We start from the raw sequence: 18011 nt of genomic DNA on the forward strand, positions 1-18011 counted from the left end.
GGATCCCAGCCTACGCTGGGATGACGAGCAGGACCGAGCCCAGCAAATGACCTACATCACCAAGCCCAAGCTCCACCATCCGACCCTGCCCAAGAACGCGCTCTGCCACACAAGACGCGACTACGAAGGCAAGATCTCCACCCTCTGCGCCGGCTGCGGCCACGACTCGATTTCAGCGGCCATCATCCAGGCCTGCTGGGAACTCAACGTCGAACCACACCGCGTAGCCAAGCTCTCCGGCATCGGCTGCAGCTCAAAGACCCCCGACTACTTCCTCGGCCAGTCGCATGGCTTCAACACCGTACACGGCCGCATGCCCTCGGTACTGACCGGCGCCAACCTCGCCAACCGCGATCTGCTCTATCTCGGCGTCTCCGGCGATGGCGACTCCGCCTCGATCGGCATGGGCCAGTTCGTCCACGCCATGCGCCGCGGCGTCAACATGGTCTACATCGTCGAGAACAACGGCGTCTACGGCCTGACCAAGGGCCAGTTCTCGGCCACCGCCGACGAAGGCTCGATGTCGAAGAAGGGCGTGAAGAACACCGACTCGCCGATCGACCTGATCGGCCTCGCCCTGCAACTCGGGGCCACGTACGTCGCGCGCAGCTTCTCAGGCGACAAGGCCCAACTCGTACCGCTGATCAAGGGCGCCATCCTGCACCAGGGCGCTGCCTTCCTCGATGTCATCAGCCCCTGCGTCGCCTTCAACAACCACGCCGGCAGCACCAAGAGCTACGAATACGTCCGCGAACACAACGACGCCGTCAACCGCCTCGACGTCATCCCGACCCGCGAAGAAATCCAGGTCGACTACGAACCCGGCGAAACCATCGAAGTCGCCCAGCACGACGGCTCAACCCTGCGCCTCCACAAGCTCCATTCCCACTACAACCCCTGCGACCACATCGCCGCCACCAACTATGTGCAGCAGCATCATGCAAGAGGGGAGGTGGTGACGGGGTTGCTGTACGTCGATCCGGAGCCTTCGGATTTGCATAGCCACCTTGGGACTGTGCAAGTTCCGCTCAATCGGCTGGAGGTGAGGGAGTTGAGCCCGGGGCGCGAGGTGTTGGAGAGGATCAATGGGGGGTTGAGGTGAGTTTCATTCGAGTGTCGCTAGGAACTTCGTGCGAATAGGGAATCTCGGAAGTACAAGTGGGTCAGCCATCGCTCGGCGCAATTGAATTGCGCAAAACATCTCAAGCTAGCAGGGCAGCCTATCAAATGCCAGAATCAAAAGTCGCCAGCGGGAGCTTCTTCTATTTGCAAGCACCTGAAACCCAGGAGAGCCACGACCTAATCGCCGAGATTGAGCGTTGGAGCGACGAAAATAAAACTCAGGTCTACGTTGTGGATTCTCCGTTGGGCGACAGCAGATATGAGTATGCCTACAAGCAAGTTCTTGTCATTCTAATCCCAAAACGTAAACTTACGTTTATTAACTATGGATCGAGCGAGTCCCAATTTTCTGAATACGTAGAGGACTTTCTTGAGGATCTTGGGACGCTCTCCGATAAGTATCGATATCGTGATGCCATTGGGCGGCCAAGAAAATGGAGGGAGAGACTAGTTGCTTCCTTTAGAAGCGATGAATTCTCAAGTTTCGAGAATTTAGAGCAAGCGTTGAGAATAGAAAATGCACGTGACCAGCGTGTAGGTGAATTGCTTATCTCGCTACTTACTGGAAGTATCAATGATGTCGCCCGAGTTCGGGTTGATGTGCCCGAGAATAGACTTGACAAGGTTAAGAGAAAAATACTTCTTTTCGATGGCGAGCAAACGCGATTCATATATTTAAAGCCAAACAAGTCACCGACGAGGATTCAGGGTCTTTCTGGTACAGGGAAAACTGAGCTTCTTTTCCACAAATTAAAGGAGTTGTACGTAGGCGAGGATGAAGCTCGAGTTGTACTTACGTGCCACAACAAAATTTTGGCAGACAATCTTCGGCGCCGAATTCCAGATTTCTTTGATTTCATGAAAGTTGAGCAGCAAATCAAGTGGAATGAGAGGCTCTGGTGTGTGCATGCGTGGGGTTCAAGTTCAGCGCCAAATTCCGGAACGTATCGCTACATTTGCTTCAAGTACGGCATTCCGTTCATGTCTTGGAGCAAGTCAACACCATTCTCTAAAGTCTGTGAGGTCGCCCTTGAATTCCTGAGTCGTCTTGAGAGTCCAGAGCCAATCTTTGACTATATATTGATTGATGAGAGTCAGGATTTTCCTGAATCCTTCTTCGCACTTTGTGCGGCTGTCACTAGAAGGGCGGTATATATCGCCGGTGACATTTTTCAGAGCATTTTTGACGATTCAATTGTGCGGAGTATTTCGCCCGATTTTTTGCTGAGTAAGGTCTATAGGACAGACCCCAGAACACTCATGTTTGCTCACGCGCTCGGAATGGGATTATTTGAAGACACAAAGCTGAGATGGTTGGAAGATGAGGAGTGGAAAGCTTGTGGGTATAAGGTTGAAAAAACGAATAAAGGCCAAGAGTACCAACTATCACGAGAGCCGATTCGAAGATTTGAGGATATCGAGGATGAAAAGAAGCCGAGCGTAGAAATTTGCGAGGTAGGAGGCAGGTTCTATTCTGCGGCAGTCGAAGAGACTATTCGGTTGGTAAGGAAGATCATTGAAGAAAATCCGACTGTAACGCCGGAAGACGTAGGGATCATCTTGCTCGACAACAATAGCGCTGTTTATGAGTTCGCAGACCTCTTGCAGCAGCTGGTTCCTCGTGAAACAGGCTGGGAGGTCAATAAGGCATATGAGACAAAGCAGAAGACGCCTGGCTCATTATTTTTGAGCAATAGAAACAACGTGAAGGGGCTGGAGTTCCCTTATGTAATTTGCGTAACAGAGAAAATCACGAACTTCTATTCATATAGAAACGCTTTGTATATGACATTAACCAGATCGTTTCTTCAGTCGTATATCGTCCTATCAGCCGAACCGAATAAGAAGATTTTGCCTAGCATCCGTGCTGGCCTCGACATGATTAACTCTGACGGATGCATCAAAGTTTCGCGTCCCGATGATGAAGAGCGCGCTAGAATCAATACAACCATAAAAGTGTCTGGGTCAAATGTTTCCTTTTACGATTTCATGGAGTCAATCTTTAATAGTTTGAAGGTATTGCCCTTATTTAGGCCAAAAATCATGGAGGTAGTGAAGACCACGTTTGGAGACAACTGGGAAGAGGCAGAAGTGATTGAAACCGTTGAGTTTGTGTATGAACGGATGCAAAGGGGCGGCGGTGAAGAGGTTTAGTTTTGACTTGGATGCCTACCAAGCACAACGCCTATTTTCTCCAATTCGCGATAAGAGAGGCTCGATCTCTCTTTGGATGAACAGCATGAAGATCATGAGCGTCAATGCGCCATCTCCACGAGATGTTGTGGCGACGCTATCACTTGTTGTTTCGAAGATGAGCCGACTTTTTCTTTGTTCGGAAACAAAGGTTTTCTCTCTGAACTTTCCCTTTCACGTATATGATCAGAACGGATTCATCGGATTCAAATCCAGGAATTGCGGGGATATCGATAGTCGCGTGACATCGGAGATCCTGTCTCTTGTTGATTCATTTCAGGTTTTAGAGAAGTCGGATGTTTATGGTTTTTCTGAACCAATAATGGATAGCTGTGAAGTTTGTCCAGATTCATGGGTTCTGTTGCGTGACCTTATGTTATGTGAGGATGGATATTTGAGGTACGACAATGACCTAGCCCGAGCAAATGGTCATCTTCATCCGCGACATCATGTGGATTTCTTTTACACAGGTTCGTCTACTTTGAAGGTGGGTTCCGCTGCTCAGTTCGAAGTCGAAGATCTCGTAAATTTGTGCGATGTGAATACGGAATGCCTGTACTTCGTCCCTTCCAAGAACATTGGGACTTGAGAGTCAGGGATCGATGGGGTCAACATTTTGCCGCCAGAATCGATGCAAGGCTGGGGTCTGCGAGGCTGGAAGCTCGGGGTCAGGTCTTGAGTTTTGAATTTCTGTAGCGCTGCGGTCGCTGCTCGGAACTGATCCGGGCTGATGCGTAGTGTTTGAATATCCGGTCGGTGAGCCTGTTGAACCGTGGGCGAGTGCGGCGAATCGGTTCATGGTTCGACAGGCTCACCACGAACGGGCTTCGGACGGGCGGCACGAATCGCCGCAGCGGTGAATCGGACTGCCCCGCAAACCCGCGAACGCTCCGGGCGATCTGCCGCGTCGACTGACTTGACTGGGGCAGGCGGCCTGCACTGATGGCCCCCGGGAGTGACTTCTTCCGTTGTTGTTCGCGAACACCTCCATTCCGGGGGGGGCTGTGATCACACCTGCGGGAGACGGCAGCGCCATGATATTTCTAGTTCTTGTATCGGCCGCACTCGGCCCACTGGCAGCTGCCGCTGGGAAGTCGCCGTCAACGGCGTTGGTGGACACCCGTCAGCTCGCCAAGTCGCTCGGCGATGAGGCTCCAGTCACGGCAGCCCCGAGCCCAATCGACGCGTGCGCCGGCAACGGGATGCCGGGCGGCCTGCCCAAGGAGGGCGTTCGAACCTCCTGTACACGGGAGAACCGACCGATGAACATCGGTCCCGCGCCGTTGCGCTGCGCGCTCGCCTTGTTCGCCCAGCTCGTTGTGGCGATGCCACTCGCTGCCGATGACGGCGACGCCGATCCGAGCTTTGCCGACGGCGGCCAGATGAGCTTCGTCGTCGCCGCGCCGGCCGATGTCGGCAACCGCATCCTGGCGATCACCGCACTGGCAGACGGCGCGCTGCTGGCCACCGGCTTCGCGCGCACCGACGCCACCGGCCTCGACGTTGCAGTGGCGCGCATCACGGCAGCCGGCGTCCTCGATCCGGACTTCGGCGACCTCGGCGTTGCCGACTTCGACTTCGCCGGGAACGAGACGATGCGGCAACTGTCGGTCGAGACGGACGGCCGCATCCTGCTTGCCGGGGACCGGAACAACGTCCACGCACTGGTTCGCCTGAGCGGCCAGGGCGATCTCGACACGACCTTCGGCAGCGGCGGCGTCGCTGAAATCGCAAACCCGTGGCCGGCGGCCTCGGTCGGCCTCGGTCCGCTCAGCATTCGCTCGGATTCCAGCCGCGTCTATTTCGCCGGCCTCTGCAAGCTTTGCCCCGACAACGCTGCCTGGCGGCCGTACGTCCTCGCGGTCACCAGCGCGGGAGTCGCCGATCCGAGCTTCGGCGACGGCGGCTGGGCCGTGGTGCCGATGAATGTCAGCACGACCGCGCCCGTCTTCGCGCTCGACCTGGACGGTAGTGGCCGACCGATCGTCGCCGTCGGTGACGGTTCGACACCGTTGGCGTTTTGGCGGCTGACCCAGGCGGGTCAGCCTGATCCTGCCTGGGGGGACGGCGACGGTCGTGCCGATTCGGTGCACAAGATGACAGGCCCGCTGCAGTTGCTCGTCGCAGCTGATGGCGCGCGCCTCTACGCCTACAACTCAGCGCAGGTGCGCGCTTTCCTGCCGGGTGGCGCCGTCGACCCGGCCTTTGGCGGTGGCTTGGCGGTGCCTCTCGACGGCTTCGAGAACGACAGCCGCATCAACCGGTTCGTGTTGCAGGACGACGGCAAGCTGCTCGGCGCCGGCTGGGTGCAGCCGGACGCGCCCGGCTATGAGGACATGCTGCTGCTGCGCCTCGGCACAGATGGCGCGCCTGATCCATCCTTTCACGGTGGTGGCTACCGGCGCGTGCCCTTCGATCTGTTTGCCGGTGCGCGCGACATGGCCTACGCGCTGACCCTCTCCGTCGGCCGACCGGTGATGGCCGGCTCGGCACAGATGCTGTTCGACGCCGCCTCGCACTGGGCGGTCGTGCGCACCGAGAACGGCCTGATCTTCGCCGACGACTTCGACGATGGCTCGACGGCCGCATGGGCCGGGCAGTGAGCGTGAGATTCGGCGACTCGCGGCCACGGAGACTCGGAACCAGGTCTTGAATCATCATTTTCCGATGCGTGATTCGGGGGTGATGCGAGTAGCCTTGCTGTCCCGCATGAGGATAACAGTCTCGTCTTCACCAGCCGCAGCTACACGCGCCTTGTTCGCAGCTATGGTCTCGAGCAGGAGTTCATCACGCCGTATTGTCCAAAGCAGAACGGCATGGTCGAGCGCCTCATCCGAACCCTAAAAGAGCAATGCGTGCACCGGCATCGCTCTGAGAGTCAGCGACATGTCAGTCGAACGATCAGCGATTGGATCCAGTTCTACAACACCGAGCGCCGGGTCGCGACCCCATTTGAGGGAAAAATGTCGGCAACGAAGGGGAGTCTCGCCGCATTCCGTGTCGGGTTCGGTCCTGGGCTGAAAGGCCAGCCTGGGCTTACGGGCACAAGGGGATGGACGGGAAGCCGGCTCGGAAGTGGCGAGGCAGCCGTCAATCACTGTTTTGATCTGGCCTCAGATGGCGGAGCAGGCTTGTCGCCATGAGCACGGGGCGCCGAGACCTCGCAGCGCACCAGCCGCGCCATTCCGATCATCGCTGAATCGGTGTCTTCGCTGCGCCACATCTCGTAGCGAATAGAGGAGATCAATCCCTTCTTTGAGGGACAACAAGGCGGTTCCCGGATCTCCGGGGTGGATTTCGAGGCTAGTCGAATCCGTTGTTGAAGAGGCTCTGGATGACCTTCGAGCGCGCGAAGTTGTTGATGGTATCGGGTTCGCTGAGGCTGGTTGGTCCGTAGGTGCCGACGCCGATGTAGTTCGTCTCTGAGCCGTCGACTACGCGAGCCTGGCCGTCAATGGTGAGCGTGCCGCCCGGAAGGATGTCGAAGGTAGCGTTGATGCTGCCGAAGCGGGTATCGACCGAGCAGTTACACGCACTGACTGGCGTGCAGACCACCGAGCTGATTCCGCCTTGCCACGGCAGGTAGCCGAACAGGTGGGCGGCGGTAATGGGCTGGTCGCCGGTGTAGTTCACCGTCATGTGAAAGCCGACGTCCTGTCCAGGCGAAGCGGCGGACGTGTCGACGGTCAGGCCTGCGGAAAGATCGCCGCTTGCCAGTACGCTGGTATCGATCAAGGCAAGGCCGGTAGTGGCGGGTGAGGGCGCTTCAATCGACGTTGAGGTCGCCAGGACCGATCCGTCCATTGGCCAGGAAAGCGGATACCCATAGCGTGATGGGGAGCCGGCGTCGAGGGGCATCGGAGTCACCAGCTGCTGCCCAAGCATGGTTCCTGTGGTCGGGTCGAACCTGGCGATGAAGTGGAAGCTGATCGAGGTGGAGAGGAGGGACCGGCGAACCATCAGTTCGATGTTTCCCGATGGCGTCAGCAGTGGCGAGTGCGCCGATTGGGACAGAATCGGACTGGCAGGGCTCAGCACCCATTGCTCGACGATTGCGCTGCCGTCGTTGTGGAATCGGCGGACCACCGGCGTCGAATTGACTCCGAGCGCCGTCAGGGCGTCTCCGTTGGGAAGTGTGATGAAACCCTTCTCACTGCAGAATGTGCAGCCATAGGGTGCACTGGCGGCGATCCACGCCGCCGCGCCGGTGGTCACGTCTATCTTTGCGTTGTTTTGCGCGCTCGAGAAAATCACATGTTGGGCGTCAACGCGGTAGAACCCGAAGTAGGAGCCGTCGCCCGAAAACAGGGTGGTCGACCACAGTTCCGATCCGTCGACTCCCGAGAGCCGCGCCAGAGTCTTGTTCGAGCCATCCAGGGGGCCGGAAAGGAGGATGTCGTTGCCGAACAGCTCGAACGTCCTTAGCCAGTTGCCCGCGCGGTCGGTGTTCCAGAGAATGGCTCCGGACTGCCTTGAAAACTTGTACATGCGCGTGTGCGAGCACGTGCTGCTGCCGCACGCCAGATCGATATTGACAACAACGTAGACGTTGCCGTCGGCGTCGATATCCGGTCCCACGGTGTACGTGCCGGTCTGGGTCGGCTCGTAGAGGACGGCACTCCATTGCTTGCTTCCGGTGGTGCGATCGTACAGACCGATCTGGAAGGCGCTGTCCGCTGGGGCAAGGTTGCCGGGGCGCGTCAAGGTGCTGAGTACCGCGACGAGATCATTCTTAATGGTGAAATCGGCGGGCTGCCAGAACTGAGGCGTGAAGAACTGGTCCCCAAGCGCCATGTCGTCGATGGTTTCCCATTGGGTTCCGCCAGTGCCTGCGTCGACGGAACGAATGCGCAGTTGCGGTCCGGTTGGACTCAGGTCATGGGCGACACTGATGACCTGGGTTCCATCGACTTTCGAATTGCCTTGCACGCCTTGGTCGACGAGCGGAATCGGATCCAGGGCTAACAGGCTTCCGCTTGAAAAGTCGATGGGCTGCACGAACGGAGGTGCAGCCTTGTTGACGTTGTAGGTGCTCGCAAGTCCGAGAATCCGGTTGTTGGCAAGCCCACCGAATTGTTGCCAGTAGAGCGGGTCTCCGTCGCCATTCACGACAGGCAAGGAGGTCGACCAGACGGTAGCGCCGGTAGTCGCATTGAGCCTGATGAGGGAATTGCCTGCGTTGACCAGAATCGAAGTGTCCACGGACCTGGCGAAGTGGCCGCTCGTCAGCGGCTGCGACCACCTCTCCGCGCCGGTATCCGCAGCCAGGCGACGGATCAAGTCGTCTCCGACAAGAACCAACTCCGAAGGTGAATCCTTGGTGGTAATGCCCGCCACATAGTCCCCGGGCTGGATGGTCCAGGCCATGCTGCCATCGGTCTGGCGAAATGCGCGAAGGTCGGGCCCGACCCGCACATAGAAATTGGTGTCGTCGATCCCGACCAGGGCGCCGACTTGTCCGCCGAACGTCGATCCGCCTGTTGTCTGGAAACTCAGGCTGCCATCGACAGCGAACTTCTCGACGTGAAGGACATCAGCCTGGTAGTAGGCGCTGTAGAGATTGCCGAGGCCATCGACCAACAGGCCGTCCAGCCCGCAGTTGCTGTTCGGCGCCGACCGACGCTCCCAGAGCAGATCGCCGGTGTTTGCATCGAGTACGCGGGTCTTGTTGCAATTTCGCGTTGCCAGGCGTCCACCTGGCAGTTTGGCCATCCAGAGTGCCTGCACCTTTCGCGCCCAGGCAAGCTCACCATTCGGGGCGATGCGTGCGATCGAGGGAAACAGTCCGTCACCCAGCGCGACAATTGCGCTGCCATCATCGTTGGCGATCAGTGCATTCGCCTGGTAGTAGTCCTGGCTGCTGTAGTTGTCCAGGTTGGCTGCCCAGCGCAGGTTGCCGGCGCTGTCGAGACGAGTCACCTGGGCATTGAATGGGGACGGGTTCACGCCGACGAACAAGACATCGCCATCGCTGGAGTAGGCGACCGGAGCGGTTGGCCCGTAGAAGGAGATCCCGGACGATACGAAGGGCGTCGACGTGAAGTTCCAGTCGTTCTGCCACACCGGGCTGGCCATCGTGCTGTGGGCCAGCGCGCATGATGCGATGCCGATGGCAATCGAGCAGATGAAGGGATTGAGGCGGTCCATGCGGGAACTCCGGAACGACTGAAATTCAGAGAAAATGCGAGAATGCCGCGCCGTTGGTGTTGCTGCGACGAATCGCCGGGTATTGCGCGGCGGGAAGCGGGTTTCCATCTTATACTGGAAGCATGAATTGACGCATCTATCCGCCGGAAAACCCAGCGGACCTCAGTGTCTGATACGACAGGCTTGCGCCCGCGCCCGGCTCGATGCGCAGGACGAGGTGCGCTTCATTGCGTAGTGCGACGTTGGCGTGCGAGCCGACCCCAATGTTGTCGGTCAGCGCTTGCGGCAGCTGCTCCAGCCATTCCCGCGAGGTTCGTCGGACGACCCGTGGCCAGGAATATAGGCCACATAGCCTGGCCCAGCGCGCTCATTGCGAGATGCAGAGTGCAGGTTTCGTTCGGTATTCAGGCATGAAAGCGTGACGAGGCTCGGGCCGGCCATCTGCAGGGAAATTCCGACAGTGCGGGTAGGACACGGGCCGGATTGTGGCTGTACCGGTTCGCCCTTCTCGTAGGAGGCTACGGATCGAATCCGTCATCGAACAACGTGTCGCTTTTGAGGATGTGCAAAGCGTAGCGACCGGCGGAGGCCTGGCCACTGCCGTTGAAGTCAGGGTCGCCGTACGTGGTGACACCGACGCAGTAACGTCCGGATATCGTAACCGAGCCGGTTTCGAGGCGTGCGTTGCGTTGTCCCGGTGCGTCGTCGTTGCTGAGCAAGAGCGATGCGGGTGAGGTCGAGAACCAGCCCAGCACAGGGTCGACCCACGGGCTCGTGCTCGGCTCGCCCGAGATCGACACATCGGTGGTGGTCGTGATGAGGTAGTGATCGCCGGCAAGCGCTTCGAAACAATAGAAGTCGACATCGTTGCCGCGTGTCGAGAGGAGCGCTCCACTCGAATCCCAGGACAGGGAAATGCTTGGCAGGGAGGTGCCCGTTTCGAGCGTGGAATTGGGTTCGTAGGGGTCGACCGGCATTGGTTGCATGACCAGATTGCCGATGGTGAACTGGCTACCACTGATGATGATGTAGGGTCCGGGGGCGATGCGGTCGTCGTACTGCGCATCGAGGTCGTGGATCCAGAAGAGGTAGCTGCCGGGATCAACGCCGCACACGGTGAATGTACCCAGCGTGCCGGAGGATGCGCTCGTCACCGCGTCGACGTGGTATCGCCCATCACTGCGATCCTGCAGTCGCACCTGCACTCCGCCGAGTCCAACGCTGCCGTTGGTCACCGTGCCCTGCAGTGAACCCACGGTATTCAACGCGAAGTTGATGCCCGTGATGTTAGTTCCCGCTCCGATCGAGATGACATCGGCGGACGAATCGAGTCGGCCAGCGTCATAGGGGGCCATGGAATCGAAGTAGCGCTGCGCGTACAAGCACTGCTGCGGCGTGTTCATCGGGACGGCCTGGATGATGTAATTGCCTGCCGCGACACCGCTGAATAAATAAGATCCGGACGCATTCGTGGTCAATGACTGCACGACGGCCCAACCCTTGCCGCCTGCTGCATTGAGCAAATTCACGGCAAAGCCGCTGATCGGCGTGCCGTCCGGGCTCGCCGAGACCTGCCCGGCAATGCTTCCAGCCCACGCGGGCGGCGCAGACATCACAAGGCCGATGAAGAGAGCCGCGCGCACGCGCATGACATGCTCCTGACTCGAATCGCCAATGCGCGCCCAGACTCCCAAGCGCAGCCTGCGCAGATCATACACGCAGCCGGTTGAGTCACACTTTTGCGAGAAATCGGGCCCGAACGCGGACTGTCGCGCCAGGGCCGTTACCTCGAAATTCGGCCGCAGTACATCATGCCGCGCGTTTTCAAGCGACCCTGCGCGGGTGTTTAGCTCAAACCTTGTTTGAATACAAGCTGTAATAAGTGACAGGTTTACAGCGTCCGAATCAGGGTATAGGTTTGTACTCTGAAACAGTCGCGAACACCCAGTGGGTGAGCCAGGGCGGATCGGGACGCAGCTTCCGCCGGAATGGGATGTCGCGGGGGTGGTCGAGGTGGGTGTTGCGCCACGGGGTCACGCATCGAATTCTTTCGCACGGGCGATTCCAGCCCGGCGAGGTCCGCTTTTCAGAAGTGCCCGTTGCAGGGCGCCTCTGGCAATTCCTGCCGAGCCAGAAGGAACCCTCAAGGCAGGAAGACGGCAATCGCAAGTCTGAATTCCTCGACATGTCTCGAAAGGAGTGCGTCATGTCTATTCGTATCTGCTGCAGCGTCTTGTCGATTCTGGCGGTGTGGGCTCCCGCCTTGCATGCGCAATTCGTCCAGGTTCCCGGGGTCGGCTGGGAAGGCCAGGGGGCCGATCTGGTCGTCGTCCAGCTCGACAGCGACCCGCGTCCCGACATGATCCTGATGGCCTACGACGCGCCGGACCGGGACAACAGCTTCCGTTATCGCGTCGGGCTCAACCTGAATGCATCAGGCGTGGCCAGTACCTGGCTCGGCGGATTCGTGCAGGTGCCCGGCGTCGGCTGGGAAGGGCAGGGCGCGGGTGCGGCGGTGGCCGATCTCGATGGCAACGGTCGACCGGAACTGATCCTGATGGCCTACGACAACCCGAGCCAGGCCAACAACTTCCGCTACCGGGTCGGCTGGAATCTCAATGCGCAGGGCCGTGCTTCGAACTGGACCAGTCATGCGCAGGTGCCGGGTGTCGGCTGGGAAGGCCAGGGTGCGGCTGTCGTCATCGGCCAGATTGATGGCAACCCGCGGCCCGACATGATCTTCATGGCCTACGACAATCCGTCGCGGGACAATTCGTTTCGCTACCGGCTCGGCTTCAACGTCAATGCAGCAGGCAACGCAAGCTGGTCTTCCAACTTCATCCAGGTGCCGGGCGTGGGCTGGGAAGGACAAGGCGCCGGCGCCGCCCTGGTCAACCTCGATGCCAATCCGCGACCCGACCTCATCCTGATGGCCTATGACGCGCCCGATCGCGACAACACCTTCCGCTATCGGGTCGGCTTCAATCTCGACACCCGTGGTGTGGCACAGTCGTGGCAGCCGGGCTTCCAGACGATAGCGGGAGTCGGCTGGGAGGGGCAGGGTGCCGGGCTTGCGGTCACCTGCCTCGACGGCAATGCGCGCTCGGACTGGATCGTGATGGCCTACGACAATCCGTCTCGGGAAAACAGCTTCCGCTATCGAGTCCTCGCCAATCGCAGCCAGGCGCCTTGTCCGCGGCCGCTCGGCAGTTCGAGTGCCGGCACGCCCCTGCGCAAGTCGATCACGCAGCTGACCGCGTCGGAGCTGGCCAGCTTGCGGCGCGGCATAAGGCAGATGATCGACTGGAACAGCGCGCCGCGCGACAGCGCCAACTACCATCGCAGCCTCGAGTACTGGGCGAACATGCATTCCTACATGGGCAGCGGCTGCGCATCGACGTCGGGGCTCAGCCTTCCCGGCATGAGCGGACTCAGCGCGCACAGCATGGGCAATCCGGTCGAAACCTCCACTTGGTGCAAGTGCCAGCACGGCACGTTGCAGTTCCTGACCTGGCATCGCATGTACATCTACTACTTCGAGCAGGTGTTGCAGGCCGCCGCCGGTGACCCGAACCTGCGCCTGCCGTTCTTCGACTACGAGACGAACGGTCAGTTGCCGCTCTCCTATCGTGAAGGCACGCCGGCCACCAATCCGCTGCGCGTGGACAACCGCCAGGCGTCGCTCAACACGGGCAGCGGCAGTCTTTCGGCGAGCGTGACCTCGACCAGCGGCGCAATGGGCCTGACGACCTACACGGCATTCAATGGCGCGCTCGAGCAGACTCCGCATGGTTCGGTGCATTGCGCGATCGGCGTGAGTTCCTGCCCCAGCGGTTACATGGGCTACGTGCCTTCCGCCGGCAACGACCCGGTGTTCTATTCGCACCATGCCAACATCGATCGCCTCTACGAGTGCTGGTTGAGCGTGAATCCGGCGGCGCGGCTGCCGAACGATCCGAACCAGCTCAACACGACCTATACCTTCATCGATGGCAGCGGCAATTCGATCACGCGCCGCGTCGGCGACATGCTGACCACGGCGCAACTCGGCTACGGCTATGCCGCTGGCGGCGGATGCCCGGCCGGAACGGCTGGGGCGCAAGCCTTGATGGCCGCGACGGAAGCCACGGCACCCGTGCGAAAATTCGCCCTGCAGGGCGAAACGCGCCTGGAACGCGGGACGACCGTGGTGCCGCTGCAGGTCTCCACCGAGATGCGAAGCATGCTGTTCAAGTCGCCGACCGGGAACGAACCGGCGCAGCACTCGATGCTGGTGATCGATGGACTCGCCTTCGACGAGCCGCCGCGCGTGCTCTACGAAGTCTACCTGCGCAAGGTTGACGGCGACCGCGTGCTGGTCGGCGTGATCAATTTCTTCAACCTGACCGGGCCGCACGGAGATCACGGCACGGGGACGCCGCCCGACCGCTTCACGTTCGACGCAACCGAGGCGTTCCGGGCGCTGGGTGGCGACAAGGATGTCGTGCTCGAGATCGAGCCGACCACCGGATTGGATGATTCGACGGTGACGAAGGCCGCCGAGAACATCAGCGAGCGGGCCAACGTGCACTTCCGATCCGTGTCGATCGAACTGGTGCCATAGCGACAGGCCAGGCAATGCGGAAACCGAACACCGTTGCGCTGCTTCGGTGTTCGGTTTATCCCGGCGCACGAAGGGGATGCGGGAGATCCGCGCGAAAGGGCTTCGGGCCGGCAGACGATCGCCAGGCATCGTTTGAACGACCCAGGCGACCGCGGCCTCGAAGCAGGAGGCGAGCTTTGCCTACTCCATTTGGCGCGGCATAGGCAAGTTCCCGTTTGTGCCAACAATCGGTTGGCAAACGGTCTCCAATCGGTCACCTTTGGCAGCTTCGAATTCCGCTGAAGGTCCCCGAATGTCCGTGCCGCCGCCTGCGCAGTCTGCCCCGATCGTTCCGTTCTGGGATCGCTTGCGCGAGATCACGCGCTATCCCGCGCACTCGAGTTCGATGATCACGATTGTCGTCCTGGCGCTCGGCAACCTTGCCGTGTTCCTGCCGTTCGGTCGGTTCCTCATACTGCTGGTGACGGTTGCGGCCTATCGCTATGCGTTCTAATGCCTGCGTGCCACGGCCAATGGCTATCTGGAGCCGCCCGAGATTGCGCAATCCACGGCTAGCGACCTGGGCTGGAAGCAGATCTGGTTGATGGCGATATTCATGATCGTCTCCATTTTCGGGGTTGCCGTGCTGGGTCCCAAGCTTGGCTTGCTGCTGATGCTGTTCCTCGGAGTCAGCCTGCCGGGCGCGACGATGACCCTGGCCATGGATGAAAGCCTGCTTGGCGCATTGAACCCGGCAAAATGGGTAGCGATCGTGGCCCGCATCGGCTGGCCGTATTTCGCCATCGTCGGCTTGTGTGTCGTGATCATGGCGAGCCAAAGCTATGCGGCCGACCTGGTCTCGAACGTATTGCCCTTGTTCGTCGCCTTGATCGTGGTCGGCGTCATCTCCAACTACGCACTCGTGATGACGTTTCACCTGATGGGCTATCTGATCTACCAGTATCACGAGGACGTCGGCTTCGAGCCGGTTGCGCCGCAAATGGTGAAGGCGCTGGCCAGGCCCGATCCGGACCAGGATGTGCTGGATGAGGCAGCGGGTCTCGTTCGCGACGGCAAGCCCGAGAATGCGACCGAGCTGCTGCGCGGTTACTTGCGTACTCGCGGCGGTACGCCGGCTGTGCACACGCAGTACCGCAAGTTGCTGCGACTGGGCAACGATCGCGACGAGTTGCTGCGCCATGGGCGGGAGTACCTCAATATCCTGCTGGCACAGGAAAAGAGCCTGCCGGCCCTCGAGATTCTGCGTGAGTGTCAGATGATCGAGCCCACGTTCGGGCCGACAGAGGCCGATCAGGTTACGGAGCTCGCGAGCGTCGCGGCCCGTGGCGGACAAGCGGAAGTCGCTCTGAGATTGCTTTCGGGGTTCCACAAGCGCTTTCCGAAAAGCAAGGACATACCGCGGAACTACCTGCTCGTCGCGCGCCTGCTGCATGAGCGCATGAATCAGGACGAGAAGTCGCTGGGGATATTGAAGTACCTCAGGGCAAACTTTCCGGATGATCCGTTGATGGGCGAGATCGATCAGCTGTCGGGGATGATCGAGCGGATGATGGCGGCGACGAAGAAGCCCGGGGCGAGTGCTTAGAAATTGTCCATTGTGGTCGCAACCTGAGGGCGTCGATCCTTCTTTTGTCGGTTGGACTTGCAGGTGCGCGCTGGCACACAGGGATGAGTCACCGGGGACCTCGATCAAGCCTGTGAGATTGCCGGGCACCTGGGCATGGCGCTGCGCTTGGTCACCCGCATCAGCCTGTCGGCCGTTGCACTCGCACCACCCATGGCCCTCGCCCCGCAGGCAGCAGCGTTCGTGGTGCAGAGCCGCAATCCTGCCGTTTCGTCTCCCGCCAGCAGCAGAAGCTGCATGCGTCATTGATGGAACCCAAGGGCGGCTCAGGCATTCTGCTGCAGCAGGAATCGGGCCTTGGGGGCGAATTCGCTGTCGCTGAAGTGCCTGGCGAGATATTCGAGTCGTTGCCGGCGTTGCGGCGATGCCTCGGGGGCGCGCAATGAGAAGGCGAACCATGCGGACGCCAGGGCAGGGAGCTTCGGGTGGGTCCTGGCGATGGCGTGGAGGAGCGCCTCGGCGTCCGCGTCGGCACCGATTCGCAGGAGCGGGTTGAGCAGACGCAACATGAGCGGAGGCGCGATGCGTGGCGCGCCGGCGCAGACCTTCAGGTAGTCTGTCCACACCGTCCTGAGTTCGCCGATCGTTGACTCGTCCTTCGCCGGGAAGCTCAGTACCCGCGTGGCCGCAGCATCGAGCTGGTCCGCTGTGCCGCCATAGCGGGCGCAACGATACAGCGCAGTCAGAACGTGCAACTGCCCCGGCTCTTCGGCCTCGATATTCTCCAGCAGCGCACGTGCCCGCGAGACTTCGAGCTTTCCGATTTGTTCAAGCGCCTTCGCATAGGCCAGGGCATGACCGTCGCGTTTTTCTTCGCGTTCGTCCTCCTCGACGAAGTCATTGCGCACGACGCCCAGGCGGCGCAACAGCAACGCGATTCCTGCCCCGCAGACGATGCCACCCGCATGCGCGTCGAAGCCGATCTGCGTATCGCCGGACAGCCACAGGTTCAGCACTTCCCAGCCGAGCCAGAACGGCAGCAGCACGAGTGCCGGCACGCGCACATAATCGAAAACGACGAAAAACCAGTAGAAGACGCGAACCCGGCGCCGACTCCAGATGACGCAATATGCGCCCATCAATGCAGCGATGGCGCCTGATGCACCGAGGGCCAGGCCCTGATCACCCCAATGCCAGGCCACCGTCGCAAACGAAGCGCCGAAGCCGCCGGCGATGTAGAGCCCGAGATACCACCATGGCCCAAGCGCGCCCTCGACGAGCAGACCCAGGATCAACAGAAAAAGCATGTTGCCGACCAGATGCTCCAGGCCACCGTGCATGAACATCGCCCATGCCATCCGCCCTGGTTCGACGTTCGAGAAGCGCAAGGCATGGCCCGAGGTAAACGTGCTGTCGCGGATTCGATCGAACTCGGTGCGCTTCGCGCGCCACTCCGCGTGGCCTTGGTGGCCTGGGTCGATGATCTGGTCGGCACGCAGCGCTTCGAGGAAGATCGGGTCGGATTCGATCAGCGCAAGTTTCAGTTCCGGCGGGGCGCCCTGCATCGCTTCGAGGCGTTGCTCGGCATCATCATCGCCAACGTGGTCGCGCAGCCAGTCGCTGTAGGCAGGGAACTCGATCTTGCCCAGTTCCGACTTCTGGTAGTAGTCCAGTGCCTGTTGCAGCACGCGATCGTCGCCGGATTGCAGGAAGAAATAGACGGCGCAGTTGAGCAGGATCAGCGTCAGCGTGACCAGGGGCGCATTCGCCATGGTCATTCGACGGTGCAGCGGCATGATCAGCAAGAAGAGTCTCCCCCGAGGCGGCGCGACTATAACAATTCACAAGCTCGGGAACATGTGCGGTCTTCGAGATGGATCGATACACGAGTCGCGAGAATGGCGCGCCGGCGCGCTCAGCGGGCTGAAGCCTGCCCAAGACGTCGCGGTTGACGCCATTGGCGTTATGCGCGTGGCTGCTCAACACGGCATTGGCATTTCGTCTCCACAGAAGCCCTGACAGGGCGCGCAGGAAATGGTTGCGGCTGTGGGTGTTGAGATGGACGCCTCCTTCACCTACGGCGTCACGTTGCGCCAGACTGGAAGTACTACCGACCAGTCACAGATGAGGAGGCGTCCGTCATGAATCCTAGTCTCGTTGCCATCGATCTTGCAAAGAATTGCTATCAGGTCTGCGTCTTGGATGCCCAAGGCCAAGTGAAATCGAACCGCCGGTTTTCGGCAGGCAAATTCACCCAGTTCATCCACCAGCTCCCGATCACCTCGATTGCCATGGAGGCTTGTGGCAGTTCGAATTATTGGGGCCGCCGTTTGCAGGCGTTGGGGCACCGCGTACTGCTGATTCCGGCCCAGCACGTCAAGG

The 18011-nt window shown here is 60.0% G+C and carries 10 protein-coding genes and 2 pseudogenes; 9 read left to right on the forward strand and 3 right to left on the reverse strand.

Annotated elements, in window-relative coordinates; translation table 11 throughout:
* Positions 1-46 precede the first annotated feature (46 nt).
* The 5 genes and pseudogenes from BM125_RS09465 to BM125_RS20630 all read left to right on the forward strand — a co-directional run.
* Entirely contained in the window at positions 47-1102 is a 1056-nt protein-coding gene (locus tag BM125_RS09465; protein ID WP_092407294.1) for a 2-oxoacid:ferredoxin oxidoreductase subunit beta, read from the forward strand.
* Between the two features lie 56 nt (positions 1103-1158).
* Positions 1159-3276, forward strand: a complete 2118-nt coding sequence (locus BM125_RS09470) for an STM2767 family DEAD/DEAH box helicase (RefSeq protein WP_217647843.1) — start codon at positions 1159-1161, stop codon at positions 3274-3276.
* Positions 3239-3904: an STM2766 family helicase-associated protein gene (locus BM125_RS20205; protein ID WP_483862686.1), complete on the forward strand. Its 666-nt coding sequence runs from the start codon at positions 3239-3241 to the stop codon at positions 3902-3904. The genes BM125_RS09470 and BM125_RS20205 overlap by 38 nt, the downstream gene beginning before the upstream one ends.
* A 673-nt stretch (positions 3905-4577) precedes the next feature.
* On the forward strand, positions 4578-5918 hold the full coding sequence (locus BM125_RS09475; RefSeq protein WP_175497990.1) for an NHL repeat-containing protein: 1341 nt from the start codon (positions 4578-4580) through the stop codon (positions 5916-5918).
* A gap of 177 nt (positions 5919-6095) precedes the next feature.
* Positions 6096-6458, forward strand: a pseudogene (locus BM125_RS20630) (integrase core domain-containing protein); the annotation flags it as partial.
* 160 nt (positions 6459-6618) lie between these two features.
* On the opposite strand, the gene BM125_RS09485 reads toward BM125_RS20630, so the two are convergent.
* Entirely contained in the window at positions 6619-9462 is a 2844-nt protein-coding gene (locus tag BM125_RS09485; RefSeq protein WP_175497991.1) for an outer membrane protein assembly factor BamB family protein, read from the reverse strand.
* A 518-nt stretch (positions 9463-9980) separates the two neighbouring features.
* Positions 9981-11111, reverse strand: a complete 1131-nt coding sequence (locus BM125_RS09490; RefSeq protein ID WP_139224926.1) for an MSCRAMM family protein — start codon at positions 11109-11111, stop codon at positions 9981-9983.
* Positions 11112-11668: 557 nt separating this feature from the next.
* Here BM125_RS09490 and BM125_RS09495 point away from each other — a divergent pair.
* The 3 genes from BM125_RS09495 to BM125_RS09505 all read left to right on the forward strand — a co-directional run bounded on the left by BM125_RS09495 (position 11669) and on the right by BM125_RS09505 (position 15650).
* Positions 11669-14065, forward strand: coding sequence for a tyrosinase family protein (locus tag BM125_RS09495; protein WP_175497992.1), 2397 nt, complete (start codon positions 11669-11671; stop codon positions 14063-14065).
* A 292-nt stretch (positions 14066-14357) separates the two neighbouring features.
* Positions 14358-14558 (forward strand): hypothetical protein, encoded by a 201-nt coding sequence (locus BM125_RS09500; protein WP_092407306.1) that lies wholly within the window; start codon positions 14358-14360, stop codon positions 14556-14558.
* Positions 14559-14648: 90 nt separating this feature from the next.
* A complete protein-coding gene (locus BM125_RS09505) occupies positions 14649-15650 on the forward strand; it encodes a tetratricopeptide repeat protein (RefSeq protein WP_092407308.1) in 1002 nt (333 codons plus the stop codon).
* 305 nt (positions 15651-15955) lie between these two features.
* Here BM125_RS09505 and BM125_RS09510 read toward each other — a convergent pair whose 3' ends face one another.
* Positions 15956-17401: a rhomboid family intramembrane serine protease gene (locus tag BM125_RS09510; RefSeq protein WP_175497993.1), complete on the reverse strand. Its 1446-nt coding sequence runs from the start codon at positions 17399-17401 to the stop codon at positions 15956-15958.
* Between the two features lie 369 nt (positions 17402-17770).
* On the opposite strand from BM125_RS09510, the pseudogene BM125_RS09515 reads away from it, so the two are divergent.
* Positions 17771-18011 (forward strand): annotated as a pseudogene (locus BM125_RS09515) (IS110 family transposase); the annotation flags it as partial.

Source organism: Dokdonella immobilis (assembly GCF_900115085.1).
Lineage (GTDB): Bacteria > Pseudomonadota > Gammaproteobacteria > Xanthomonadales > Rhodanobacteraceae > Dokdonella > Dokdonella immobilis.

What these genes read in the sequence shown, in the direction of transcription:
- BM125_RS09465 (WP_092407294.1), top strand. Translation starts at nt 47, where the DNA reads ATGACCTACATCACCAAGCCCAAGCTCCACCATCCGACCCTGCCCAAG.
- BM125_RS09490 (WP_139224926.1), bottom strand. Translation starts at nt 11,111, where the DNA reads ATGCGCGTGCGCGCGGCTCTCTTCATCGGCCTTGTGATGTCTGCGCCG.
- BM125_RS09500 (WP_092407306.1), top strand. Translation starts at nt 14,358, where the DNA reads ATGTCCGTGCCGCCGCCTGCGCAGTCTGCCCCGATCGTTCCGTTCTGG.
- BM125_RS09505 (WP_092407308.1), top strand. Translation starts at nt 14,649, where the DNA reads ATGGCGATATTCATGATCGTCTCCATTTTCGGGGTTGCCGTGCTGGGT.
- BM125_RS09475 (WP_175497990.1), top strand. Translation starts at nt 4,578, where the DNA reads ATGAACATCGGTCCCGCGCCGTTGCGCTGCGCGCTCGCCTTGTTCGCC.
- BM125_RS20205 (WP_483862686.1), top strand. Translation starts at nt 3,239, where the DNA reads ATGAACGGATGCAAAGGGGCGGCGGTGAAGAGGTTTAGTTTTGACTTG.
- BM125_RS09485 (WP_175497991.1), bottom strand. Translation starts at nt 9,462, where the DNA reads ATGGACCGCCTCAATCCCTTCATCTGCTCGATTGCCATCGGCATCGCA.
- BM125_RS09510 (WP_175497993.1), bottom strand. Translation starts at nt 17,401, where the DNA reads ATGGCGAATGCGCCCCTGGTCACGCTGACGCTGATCCTGCTCAACTGC.
- BM125_RS09495 (WP_175497992.1), top strand. Translation starts at nt 11,669, where the DNA reads ATGTCTATTCGTATCTGCTGCAGCGTCTTGTCGATTCTGGCGGTGTGG.